Annotated in this window: 7 protein-coding genes; 3 read left to right on the plus strand and 4 right to left on the minus strand. The window is 33.1% G+C overall.

Annotation, left to right across the window (positions count from 1 at the left end):
* The first annotated feature begins 5 nt into the window (after positions 1-5).
* Positions 6-719, plus strand: a complete 714-nt coding sequence (locus tag ACVC2P_RS14155) for a 3'-5' exonuclease (protein WP_452599105.1) — start codon at positions 6-8, stop codon at positions 717-719.
* 121 nt (positions 720-840) lie between these two features.
* On the opposite strand, the gene ACVC2P_RS14160 is transcribed toward ACVC2P_RS14155, so the two are convergent.
* The 3 genes from ACVC2P_RS14160 to ACVC2P_RS14170 all read right to left on the minus strand — a co-directional run bounded on the left by ACVC2P_RS14160 (position 841) and on the right by ACVC2P_RS14170 (position 10,606).
* On the minus strand, positions 841-4,866 hold the full coding sequence (locus tag ACVC2P_RS14160; protein ID WP_452599106.1) for a M36 family metallopeptidase: 4,026 nt from the start codon (positions 4,864-4,866) through the stop codon (positions 841-843).
* Between the two features lie 207 nt (positions 4,867-5,073).
* Positions 5,074-7,284 carry a GEVED domain-containing protein gene (locus ACVC2P_RS14165; RefSeq protein WP_452599107.1) on the minus strand — a complete coding sequence of 737 codons (2,211 nt, stop codon included), beginning with the start codon at positions 7,282-7,284 and terminating at the stop codon, positions 5,074-5,076.
* Positions 7,285-7,522: 238 nt separating this feature from the next.
* On the minus strand, positions 7,523-10,606 hold the full coding sequence (locus tag ACVC2P_RS14170; RefSeq protein ID WP_452599108.1) for a M4 family metallopeptidase: 3,084 nt from the start codon (positions 10,604-10,606) through the stop codon (positions 7,523-7,525).
* A 374-nt stretch (positions 10,607-10,980) separates the two neighbouring features.
* Here ACVC2P_RS14170 and ACVC2P_RS14175 point away from each other — a divergent pair, with 374 nt between their 5' ends.
* Positions 10,981-11,916: an OmpA family protein gene (locus ACVC2P_RS14175; RefSeq protein WP_452599109.1), complete on the plus strand. Its 936-nt coding sequence runs from the start codon at positions 10,981-10,983 to the stop codon at positions 11,914-11,916.
* 15 nt (positions 11,917-11,931) lie between these two features.
* A complete protein-coding gene (locus ACVC2P_RS14180; protein ID WP_452599110.1) occupies positions 11,932-12,510 on the plus strand; it encodes a hypothetical protein in 579 nt (192 codons plus the stop codon).
* A 45-nt stretch (positions 12,511-12,555) separates the two neighbouring features.
* Here ACVC2P_RS14180 and ACVC2P_RS14185 read toward each other — a convergent pair.
* The coding region (locus ACVC2P_RS14185; protein ID WP_452599111.1) for a hypothetical protein at positions 12,556-13,917 on the minus strand (1,362 nt) is incomplete at its 5' end.

The following is a 13,917-nucleotide window of genomic DNA, read 5'->3' on the forward strand; positions in this document are numbered from 1 at the left end:
AATTTATGATCTCGAAACTTAATTTAGAGAACATACTGTTCTTGGATATTGAAACCGTACCCGAAACACAACATTTTTCAGAATTAAGCGAAACTAAACAAGAATTATGGGATTTAAAGTCTAAATACCAACGTAAGGAAGAGTTTTCCGCCGAAGAGTTTTATGAACGTGCTGGTATTTGGGCAGAATTTGGAAAAATAATATGTATCTCGGTTGGTTATTTCACAATGCAAGGAGATATTAGATTATTTAGAACAACTTCTTTTTTTGGAGAAGAAGCTAAATTATTAAAGGATTTTAAAAACTTAATCATTTCACATTTTAGCCAAGCAAAACATTTACTTTGTGCTCACAATGGCAAGGAATTCGACTTTCCGTATATAGCCAGACGTATGATTATAAATAATATTGAATTACCATATAAACTAAACCTCTTTGGAAAAAAACCATGGGAGGTACCACATTTAGACACTTTAGATTTATGGAAATTTGGTGACTACAAAAACTATACATCATTAAAATTATTAACTAATGTTTTAGGCATACCATCGCCAAAAGACGATATTGATGGAAGCGAAGTGTATAGTGTTTATTATGAAACCAATGATATAGACCGTATAGTTACTTATTGTGAAAAAGATACTATTGCTGTAGCACAAATTTTACTAAGACTTCGCGGCGAAGCTATTTTAAATGAAGATGAAATTCTTCATGTATAAAACTATTTAAATTAACAAATAGTTCTCACACATAAGTTTATCAACGTTAAACCATAATAATATTATATTAAAAAAGCCTCGAATGATATCGAGGCTTTAAAATACAGTTAGTTAATTATAATTATTCTTTAATAAAACGTTTAGTCATTTTATTGCTCTCATTAGAAAACTCTACAACGTAAACAGCTGCCTCTAAATTAGAAACATTTATACTGCTACCTTTTAGCTTTCCTGTAGAAACAACTTGCCCTAGCATATTGTATATTTTATAATCTAAGTTTTCTGTAAATGTAGAAACATTCAATAATTCTCCTTTAACTGGGTTTGGATAAATTTTAATATCAAATGTAGTGCTACTATCTGTAACCGCTCCCCCAGTAGTTAAAGCATTAAAAGTGGTAGATGTCGTTAAATTTATATTATCTATAGCCACGTCAGACTGCCATGTGCCTCCAGTGATACGATTAAAACGTAACTGAAGTCCAGATCCAACATAAGCAGAAATATCTAAAAAGACTGCATTCCACTGATTGCCTTGATTACCTGTTTGATTCCAAATACTTGTCCATGTAGCACCATTATCATTACTAGCTTCTAAATCTATACGGCCACCATCTGTAGAGCCAAACATATGATAATCAAAAGCAAATGCAGCACTAGAAGCTCCATTAAGATCTAAACATGGTGAGTTTAAAATAGCTCTTTTATTAGGAAAACCTGTACCGTTACCTGATGCCTCTACATACATATAAGAAGCACCTTCAGATCCTGTAGATGGCCCAGTTCCATTAGAAGGTGTACCACCTGAATCACGAGTCCAATTTAAATCATCTCCACTCGCTTGCGTCCAAAGTCCAATACTAGACTCAAATCCTTCATTATATGGAGCCGTTTCTCCTCCAACACATCCAGAATTGCCTCCTCCTGCTATTAAACGGGCATTATCTAATGCAAAATCCGATTGCCATGTACCGCCTGTAACACGATTAAAACGTAATTGAACAGAACCTCCTACATATGCAGATAAATTAATTGAAACCGTATTCCATTGGTTTCCTTGGTTTCCTGTTTGGTTCCATAAACTTGTCCAAGTAGCACCATCATCACTACTTGCTTCTAAATCTACACGCCCACCATCTGTTGAGCCAAACATATGGTTATTAAAAATAAATGTTGCCTCAGTTTGTGTTGTTAAATCAAAACATGGTGAGTTTAAAATAGCTCTTTTATTTGGGTAGCCTGTGCCGTTAACTGAAGCCTCTACGTAAACGTAAAAAGCGCCATCTGCTCCTGAAGATGGTCCTGTGCCGTTAGATGGTGTTCCACCTGAGTCACGTGTCCAATTTAAATCGTCTCCAGTAGCCTGAGTCCAAAGTCCAAAATCAGCTTCAAAACTTTCTCCATATGGCAGAGAATTAACTCCATTTAAACAGCCTCCAGGTGGTGGTGTTGAATTAGTCGTTACATTTAGTGTATTACTAAATCCAGAGTTATTTCCTGCGGCATCTTTTGCGCGAACTCTAAAAGCATAAGCTGTATTAGCAGTAAGTCCTGTTACTTGCATTGTTGTATTTGTAACATCTCCTAAACTAGTATTTCCTTGAAAAACTTCGTAAGCAGTAACCGCGACGTTATCTGTAGAAGCATCCCAAGATAAATCTACCGTTGTTTGTGTAATTCCAGTTGATACTAAATTTAAAGGTACACTAGGGGCCTCTGTATCTACAGTAGTAGATGTAATATTAAAAGCATCTATGGCTATATCTCCTTGCCAAGATGTACCTGTTGTAGCTCTGTACCTTAATTGTATTGTTTCGCCTACATAAGCAGATAGGCTTACACTTTCACCAACCCAATTAATACCTTGATCTCCTGTTTGAGACCATATTTCTGTCCATGTTTGGGCACCATCTATTCTAACTTCTAATCTAATAGTACCAACGGCATTACCAATCATTTGATAATGAAAATTAGCTGTTGGATTTGTTAAACCTGTTAAGTTAAAACATGGAGAGTTTAATATTGTGTTCTTGCCTCCAAAATTTGGACTAGACGCTTCTACATACACATAATATGTACCTTCAAAAGCACCAGTTGGCCCTGTATTATTAGAAGGCGTACCTCCTGTATTAAGTGTCCAGTTAAAATCGTCTCCTGTATCTTGAGACCAGCTACCTAATGTATTCTCGAAACCTTCACTGTAAGGAAAACTAGCAATTGTAGTATCGCATGTTATTGGAGGTGGAGGAGAAGAACAACCACTTGTAAAAGATACTGTTTGATCATTATTAGTGTTAGTTCCTCCATTTGTATTTTCTACAGCATCTACTCCCACGCCTCTTTTAGCGAAAGCGTCCCAAATTAAACAATTATATTGTCCTCCATAAAGATCTTGATCTGCTTGTAAAATACCATCTCTACCAGAAACAAAACCTGGATTGTTAGCTGTATTTTTAAGTCCTTCAATAACTAAAGCCATAGCAATGTTATTTCCTCCAGTACCTGTATATAGGTTAGAATCATAGCCTTCTAAATCTATAAGATCCCAAGTCATATCCCATAAAATAGTTGCAAATGCATAACCAACTCCATGTGGTACAGAAAGTCCAGAAATATCATTATAATCTGTTCCATTAACTGCTGTATCTGTAGAATACCTTGTAGGACGAATTCCAGCACCATCTGTCGCTTGACCTATAGCGTACGTACCTACACCTCTTGCTGTATTTCTAGTATCTCCTGGACGAATGGTTAGTATTAACCCCAGCCAGTCCGACCATCCTTCTCCCATTTGTTCCGAACCTCCTAATGCATTAGTTGATGGCCCTCCAACTAATCGTGTTGAAACTCCATGACCATATTCATGAGCAATAATTACATTATCTAAATCACCATCTCTAGTAGGATTTGTAAATAAAAACATTTGCATTCTTGGATTACTTCCGTCTGGAGGAGTAGCAAAATTTGCATTATTTGTTCCGCTACCGTCTTGAGCATCTGCATTTACAGAATCGCTACCTGCCCCTCCTTTACCATAATTGTTTTCTTGAAAATTACCAGATGCTTCGTTAAAACCATACTGATAGGTTATATCATGTATAATATTATTCCAATAAAACAAATTGGTAGTTGCTGCTGGTAAAAATGTTGAAGGTGCATTGTTTAAGTTTAATGGAAAATCAAAATTTAATGCACTTCCTCCATCTGGAGAAACACCTATTCCATTATTACCATTGGTATCATCCTGTGCTCTAACATTATTTCCTATTGTTGTGGTAAATTCTGCTCCAGCACTACCGTTAGTGTCATGCCACCCAAAAGGAGATGCTATTGCATTTGCTGGATCTGTAACTATTGTTCTACTTCCATGATTAGGGCTTTCTATTCCCAAAGGATATACATTGTAAGACCCTCCGCCAACTACAAATTCTGTTGTAGTTTTTTCTTCTCTTAAAAATAAATCCGTTTTTTCTACAGTAGAAATACTTTCATTGTTATGATCATGGTTTTTATGGTTAGGATCTCCAAAATTGCAAGAAACAACCCAATCTTCAGTATATAGTATTTGTCCTGTATTTGCATCAATATTTTCACTCCACCAATGCTCACCATTTTTTTGATATAGGTTAACATTCCAAACCAACCTCAACCTTTCATTATATTTTTGGTATAATAACTTAACTTTAATAGGTTCCGAGCTTATTCCAGAATTTTTATATTCATAAATACCATTCTCATTTTTAACTCCTTTTAGCGTAGGGTTTTTTAAACGATGCTTATTAATTGTTTTTAATATAGCATCTTCTGGAGTAATTGATGGTATTGCTGCATTTGCTTTAGATGATATGTCTGAAACAAACTGATTAATTTCCCATGTTACTTGATTATTTTTAATTGTTAATTTATAACCAGCAAACTGAATTGGAATATTATTGTGATACTGTTGTACGTACACATGCTGGATATTTGGATTCAATGATGGAACGACATCTGTAATTTTCCATTCGGCCAAATCCATTTTTTTAGCTTCAGAAACTTCTGAGATGCTATTAAAATGATTTTGAACAACGTTTTTAACTTGTCTTTGAGAGAATGAGCTTTGTACTGCAAAGATTAGCAGCAAAAACAATTTGTAACTGTTTTTCATAATAATAATTTAGTGGATTAGTTAATATTCTGTTTTATAGTATATTAAAGTAATAAAAAAACCGAATGATTATTCGATTTTTAGTTTTTTTTCGATGAAAAACACTTAAAGACATCAAATTCATACAGTTTTAACGCTTTTATTAACAAAAAAAGCCCTGATTACTCAGGGCTTTAACAAAAATTAAATTTGGTTGATTTCTACAAATTATTGTTTAATAAACTTTTTAGTAATAACCTTGTTATTTACATTAAACTGAATCATATACAATCCTGTTTTAAAGTCGCTAACATTAATACCATTTCCTGTAGTATTTCCTCTCTCTACTTCTTGGCCAAGCATATTAACTATTGTGTACGATAAATTCTCCGTAGTTTTAATATATAAAATATCTTTTACAGGATTAGGATAAATGCTAATTGCAATAGTTTCTGCAACTAACTCTCTTACATTTCCTCCACCAATATTTACAGTATAGTCTTCTACCTCTCCATATTGGAAGCTTTCGCAAGATGTTGGCACACCATTATATTTCATAGATACTCGCATTCTTGTTACTCCATTTGCAACATTATTTGGTATAGTAAATGAACCACTTACTGGGCTTGTTTGCGATGCTGCTTTAGTCCATACAGTTTCTCCAGAATCTGTAAAGTCTCCATCTCGGTTGTAATCTATAAATACGGCATAACCTTCATTATATTTAGTTCCCGTCCATGTTGGTGTTATAGTTATTGTAGAAGAAGTTCCTTTAGATAAGTTTGTACTTGTTGATGTAAAATTTGAATATCCTGTACTTGTAGTACCAACTCCAGATGCTTTATTAATTGATCCTATTCTTACTCTAGAAATATACTCATCGTTTGTACTATTTCCATTTGATGAACAATAGTTAACTGTTGGTGTAGATCCTACAATATTTACTGTATAATCTTCCACTTCTCCATATTGGAAACTTTCGCATGATGTAGGTATACCGTTATATTTCATAGATACACGCATTCTGGTTGCTCCTGTTGCCGCTCCAGTTGGAATGGTAAATGTTCCTACTGCTGGTGTAGTTTGAGATGCTGCTTTAGTCCAAACAGTTTCTCCTGCATCTGTAAAATCACCATCTTTATTATAATCTATAAATACAGCATAACCTTCATTATACTTAGTTCCTGTCCAAGTAGGTGTTACTCTAATAGTAGCTGTAGCTCCTTTAGATAAATCTGTTGAAGTATTAGTAAAATTTGAATACCCTGTGCTTGTAGTACCAGCTCCAGATGTTTTGTTTATAGACCCTAACTGTACGCGACTAATATACTCATCGTTTGTACTATTTCCATTTGATGCGCAATATTGGTTACCTGTTTGGCATGGTGAACAAGATCCTCCACAATCTACTCCAGTTTCGTCTCCATTTTGAATACCATCTGTACAAGTTGGTTGTGGTGTTACCGATCCGCATTTATCTGATAAAGCTAAACTTCTTCGTGCTCCACCAGCTTCTAATACTGCTCTCATTCTATTTTTTTGACCTAATGTAAATAAGTTCATACATGAATCGTTTGTATAATCCATATAATTTTGTGGCATATCTGTAGATGAGCAAGATACTTGACCAACTGGACAACCACTATTAGAGGTTCTATGTGTAGGCGTATCGCTTACAAAGTCATTTCCACAATTTGAATCTCCCCAAATATGGCGTAAGTTTAAAAAGTGTCCTATTTCGTGAGTTGTTGTTCTTCCTCCATCATAAGGAGCCGTCACTGCTCCAACTCTACCAAATGCATTATATATCATAACTAATCCGTCTGTGGCAGCCGATCCCCCAGGAAATTGAGCATAACCTAATAAATTAATTGTTTGTCCTTGAGATACTGTTGTCATTTTTGGAACAATCCACATGTTTAAATACTCTGAAGTATTCCATGGGTTTATACCTCCTGATGATGCTCTTTTTGCATCATCATTAGCCCCCCAATCTTGACGTGTTGTTTGTTTTCTTGTAATACCAGTTGTAGCATTTCCATTAGGGTCTATTGTAGATAAACAAAACTCTATTTGCGTGTCTGCCGCTTGAGACCATGTATTATCTGCATTACTATTTGTACGTCTAAAATCTTCATTTAACACATCTAATTGCGATTGTATTTGAGCTTCACTAATGTTTTCTGTGCTATTTCTATATAATACATGTACAACTACAGGAATAGTAATTATCTCTCCGTTAATTTTATTCGAGGATGCTTCTAGTTCTGCAACTTTAACCTTAGTATAAGCCTCAATCTCCTCCATTCTTTGTTCAAGATTTGGGTCTTTCTGTTTTCTAAGTTCTAGGTTTTCCATTGTACCACATGTTCTTTCTTGAGAAAAAGCAGTTAATACAAAAAGAAAACTAAATAATGATAAAATAATTGTTTTTTTCATGAGGATTATTTAATAATTTAATTAATATTCTATGATATAGACAATAAAAATATCTAAAAACACAGAATATTTATTCTGTTTTGTTTTTTTTCGATTAAAAGCGTTGAAGAAAAAAATCGTTCGCGAAAAAGTATGGTTTTTACCGTAATGCAAGAGGTTAAATTTTCCTTCGTTAAACAAAAAAAGCCTCGATTTTCATCGAGGCTTCTAACAATAATTAGTGGTTGGTTAGTTATAATTATTGTTTTATAAACTTTTTAGTGATTATTTTACTATTTGAATTAAATTGAATCATATATAATCCAGATTTTAAATCGCTAACATTAATTTCGTTAGATTGTGTTCTACCTTTTGCAACTTGTTGTCCTAATGCATTAACTATTGTGTACTCTAAATCTGAACTAGATTTAACAAATAATGCATTACCTCTTACTGGGTTAGGATATATACTTATAGTATTAGATAAGTTCTCTTGTGTATCTATTAAAGTATTATTTACAACAGTCGAAGAACCAGAGATAGATAAATTGTCTACCGCCATGTCTCCTTGCCATGTAGTACCTGTAACACCATTAAGTCTTAATTTTACATTACTATTACCTGCATAAGTATTTAAATTAACTGTTGCTGTTTGCCATGAGTTCCCTTGGTTTCCAGATTTACTCCATACAGAGCTCCATGTGCTTCCATCGTCTGTACTTGCTTCCAGAGCTAAACTCCCCATAGCATTAGATCCATACATGTGGTATCTAAAAGTTATTGTTGCACTACTTAAAGAACCAAAATTTAAACAAGGAGAGTTTAAAATTGCTCTTTTTGTTGAATAATTTGGTGTTGAAGATTCCATATAAATATAGTAGCTTCCTTGATTAGCACTAGATGGTCCTGTATTTCTTGATGGTGTTCCGCCACTTCTTAATGCCCAATTAAAATCATCTCCACTAGCTTGTGTCCATGACCCTAATGTGTTTTCAAAGCCTTGACTGTACGGGAATGATGTTATTCCAGATGTGCAACCTGTAGGATTACCTCCACCACCTCCAGTAGTAATATTTACAGTGTAATCTTCTACTTCTCCATATTGGAAACTTTCACAAGATGTTGGTACTCCATTATATTTCATAGACACACGTAGTCTTGTTTCTCCAGATGTTGCCGAAGATGGCACAGTAAACGAACCAGAAACTGGTGTTGTTTGAGACGCTGCTTTTGTCCATACAGTTTCTCCTGCATCTGTAAAATCTCCATCTTGGTTATAATCTATAAATACCGCATAACCTTCATTATATATTGTACCTGTCCATGTTGGTGTAATTGTAATTGTAGAAGATGCTCCTACTGATAAATCTGTTGATGTACTTGTAAAGTCTGAATATCCAGTACTAGTTGTTCCTACGCCAGATGTTTTATTTATAGATCCTATTTGTACTCGGCTAATATACTCGTCGTTAGTATTGTTTCCGTTAGAGCTACAGTAACTAACGCCACCTCCGCCGCCTCCGCCAGAGTACGCTGCACCAACACCAACGGCATGCCATGCATTTGTTACTGCTATTTCTTCTGCTCCACCTGCACCATATAAATCTTTTGCTGCTTGTATAGCTCCAGTTCTTGCATTTGCAAACGTTGAGTTAGCAGACAAATAATTGTTTAATGTTCTGTATGCAATTTTAGCCGATTTATCCATTCCAATACCAGAAACATTAAATGCATTTCCAATATCATTTGTTCCACTACCTCCTACTACACTTAAATAGAACCAGTAGTTTAATACGCCTGAATTTGTATGTACTCCACAGTAATCGTTTGCTTGAGTTGGAGTTCCACAGTTAGGGTTTTTCCAGTATGTTCCACCATAAGTATCTGGTTGGTTACGATCATTAGGGCTACTCATAGAACGCAATGCTATAGATCCAGATCTTCTATCTATCTCATCTCCTATTAACCATGTATCTGCGCTTGGGGCTGCATCATTTCCATTTCCTTTAGCATAGTGTTCTACTGCTGCTCCCCAAATATCGGAGAATCCTTCATTTAAACCACCAGACTCTCTTCTGTATGCTAAATTGGCTGTATTTGTTGTTACTGCATGACCAATTTCGTGCGCTGCTACATCTAAAGATGTTAAGGCATCAAAGAAACCATTTCCTTCATTTCCATTAGAGGACCCATCGCCATAAGTCATTACACTTCCATTCCAAAAAGCATTATCATATCCTGCTCCTCCTGGTTGGTTATCGTAATGTACCCAACTGTTTATTGCAGCACCAGAGCCATCAAAACTATTTCTTGAGTGCGTTGCTTGCCAATAATCGTAAGTTACTTCTGCTCCCCAATGCGCATCTAACGCAGCATTATCTTTATTAGAGTTGTTAAATTCTGCAGCTGTCCAATCGTTATTAGCATCTGTAAAATTCGTTGTTGGGTAACTATTTTGCCCTCCACTATTATAAGTATTAACGCCTCCACCTCTAGTGTTATCTCGTAGAGTATAAGGAGATCCAATTTGTCTAGTAGTAATTGTTCTTGTACCACTGTATCGTGTTGCAGCATTACCTGTTGCTCTATACTCCATTGTTTTTTCTACTGTGTGGTCATGCGCATCACTTACAGTACCTAAGTTAGATGCTGAATTAGCATGCTCACCAACGTGTTTTATTACACTATTGTAAAATAAAGGTGCTCCTGTAACGGCATCAATATATAAAACACCTCTGCTTAAGGGTTGTGTTGCATAAATATCGTATTTATATGCTAAATAGGCATTATTTGCAGTGTTTTTACCTTGATAATCTAAATTAGGCAATAATACTAATTCTCCTTCTGGTTTGGTATAACCCAATTTATTTGCTGCTTCTACATTATCCCACATATAGCTTTGGGCTCCTATATGGTTTAATGCTGCTTGTAAACCTTGTTCTTTAGTTAATACAGGTGTAGTATTTACATCTTTAACATTGTAAAACTCTCCGCTCATAGTATTTACTCTACCATTTTTTGCATGTAATGTATAAGTGGCAAATTCTACAGCAACCCCATTATATTTTTGTTGATATTTATGGTGTACATACCCTAGATTATCTGTTTCAGATTTAATCTGAACAAAAGTGTCATTCTCGCCTGATTGTAATTGATTTTTAAAAAGTGTATTAGCATCTTGTAATCTGTAGGATGATTCTTTTTGAAAGACAATTAAACCAGGTTCTCCATTAGCATTATTAATTTTTTCTGAAAGATTTTTTTGTTCTTGACCATAACTTGATGTGCTAACTAGACCAGCAAGTAATGGAAGAGCAAGAACGCGTAGTACTTTTTTCTTCATAATTTAATAAGGTTTTTGGTTGATTAATTAATTTTTTGTGAATTTTATTGAAAAATCCGTAATAAATGTATCAAAACTCGACCGAACAAATAGTCGGGTTTTTATTTTTTTCGATAAAATACATATCGAAAAAAAATCATTCTCTAAAAATTACGGGTTTTCCCGTAATGAACTTATTCTTAAATATTTAGTTATAATTTCAAAAATTATTTAATACATTTTTTACTCTATTTAATGAAGATTACCTTTTTTTTCAATTATTATATGTCATTCGTCGGATATAAACCGCTATTTAAAGTTTTTAATACTAAAAGTGTTAAAAAATTATATTTTATTTAATAAATTAATATCACTAACCAAAATAATATAATATAATGAGTAAAAAAACCAGTTATTTTCTAGGGATTTTACTGACTATTATTCTAGGTACAATTCTGTATTATTATTTATGCTGTAAATCTTGTTATGAAGACAGCAACAAAACAACAGAAATTGAGACAATAGTCCCTGAAGCCCCCAAAATTAAAGATCCTACAAAGCACAAATTTTCTATTATAGATTCCAAAAGCGGTATGTCTTTTAAATCTATTGGTAATTTTAATTTTAAAGCTTCAAGCTTTTCTATTCTTAACCCTGTGCCAGAAGACCTAAACTCTGAAGTTAGAAAACTAACTAATTATTTAAACAACAATACTAATAAGGCTATTGATGTTACTGGGCTTTACACTAGTACAGAAAAAAACAATAGTGCTTTCCCTAATTTAGGACTAGCTAGAGCCAATATTGTAAAAAATCATCTTATTAAAAACGGAGCTTCATCTAAGTCTATAAATATCTTTGGAAAAATAAACGATAGCTTAGTACCAAGTACAAAAGGTATTTATTTTGGCCCTGTAGCTTATTTATTAAAAACAATAGATACCAGCGATAAATCTGCAAATGATGATTTAGCTGCTTTAAAAGAAACGATTATAGCTAACCCTTTAATCATGCATTTTGAAATAGGAAACACTAGTATAAATCTATCTCCAGAACAGCGTGAAAAAGTTGCAAAAATATCTAGATATGTAGATAAAACTGATAATGCTACAATACAAATTATTGGGCATACAGACAGTAAGGGTAAAAGAGCAGATAATATTATATTAGGACAGAATAGAGCTAATGGAATCAAGGAATACTTTAAAAAGAATGGAATCTCTGAATCTAAAATAAAAACCTCTTCTAAAGGGCCAGACCAACCTATTGCAGATAATACTACCAAAGAAGGTCAAGCAAAAAACAGAAGAGTAGTAGTAACCATTAACTAATAAAACAAAAAAATTATGTGGTGTATATTAATCCCAATATTAGTAGGACTTATAAGTGCTGTTTTAGGCTACTTATTAGGGCGACTATTAAAAAACAACAGTAACGTAGATATTAATGTATTTAAGAACAGGATAGCCATATTAGAGGCAGATCTTGAAAAATGCAGAGCCAGCAATAAAAAAAACACTAATGTAGATAATGGTGTTGCTTCTGGTGCTGGTAATGGTGGCTTAGGATCTAACATGATGGCTTCTAATATAACTGCAACACCTACAAGTGAAAATATAAGCACAGTTGTTTTTAATGCAGATGCTGCAAAGTCTATTTTTGGAAAACGTATTAAAGAAAATGACTTAACTGTAGTTGAAGGCATTGGCCCTAAAATACAAGAATTATTTCATAATCATGATGTAAAAACATGGGTAGAACTTGCTAATTGTAGTGTAGAAAAATGCCAATCTATTTTAAACAGTGGTGGAGAGCGCTTTAAAATACATAAACCAGGAACTTGGCCTAAACAATCGCTTTTAGCGTCTCAAGGTAAATGGCAAGAGCTTAAAGACTGGCAAGATAGACTTGATGGTGGTAAATAATAAAACCTATCTAAAAAAGCCTTTTAATTAAAAGGCTTTTTTAGTTTAAATAGATTGAATATATTTATCTAATTCCTCTTTTGAATCTAGTTTTAGTTTTTTTCTAATTCTAGAACGAGCCATTTTAATGGAGTCTTGACTTACACCTCTTATTATTGCTGTTTCTTTTATAGATAGATTTAACTTTATAAAGGCACAGACTTCTCTTTCTGTTTTAGATAGCGATGGGTACCTTTCCATAATTATAGCCTCAAAATTAGTATTAACATTGTTAATATCACTTTCTAATACAGAAAGTCTATTTTCTAATGTAATTTGCGCCTTAACATCATTAATTATAGATAGTAAACCACTGCTTTTATCTTCATTATTTTTATTAGCAAAAAGCTCCATTCTCTCTAAAAGAAGTTTTAAAAAATTTGTTCTAATTTTTTTATCTGTAATAATGCTTACAATATCTTTATTTTTAGCTTCTAATTTTTGGTTTAAAATTTTCTTTTCTAAAGTTGTATTTTCTAAAACCAATTTAGTTATTACATTTTCTTGTTTTATTCTAGAGTTTCTAACCTTGAATAATAAAAATAATACTAGAATTATTATTAAAAATAAAAATAACACAGCATACAAGTAGTGCTGTTTTTGTTTTAATTCTTTTTGTTTTAAGGAAGCGATTCTTCTTTCTAGTTTTATTTTTTTCTTATGACTATTTTGAATTAAGTTAACATAACTATTAAAAACATTTTTATTTAATGTATCCTGGTATTTTTCTTTATATTTTAAACTCTCTTGGTATTTAGTAGACACGTAAACATAATCTTCTAGTTTGTTAACCTGTTTTAAATAATGTAATTTAAGTTTTAAATACAACTCGTAACTATTTACATCTGTTTCTTGGTTAATTTTACTTCCAAAAAAAACACTTAATGAATCATCTAATTTCTCAAGGTTTTTATAGTCTTCTAGCAGCAAGAGACAATTATACTTTTTTACATCTAATTTACCAGCACTAGTTAAGTGATTATTTAGCCTATAAATATTTGAAGCTTTATTATAACATGAATACGCTTTTTTGTATTCTTTATTTTCGATTTTTATATGGCCTATATTTTCTTCAATGTTTGCTTCAAAAATCTTATGTGGTTTTAATTCCAGATTCAATTCTTTTTTCGCCTTATTAAAATAATGCAAGGCCTTTTTTAAATCTCCTTTACCATTATTATAATAAAAGAACCCTAAATCATTTAGAGACGAGGACAACCACAACTTATTATTTAGTTGTTTCGCTTCTCTATGAGCCTTTTTATATGCTAAAAGAGCATTATCATAATCTTCCTTTACAATATATATTGCGGCTATATTATTATAATTGGTAAACCTTTCTATGTTAGGATTAGGGCAGCTTGTATC

Source organism: Pontimicrobium sp. MEBiC01747 (assembly GCF_053601635.1).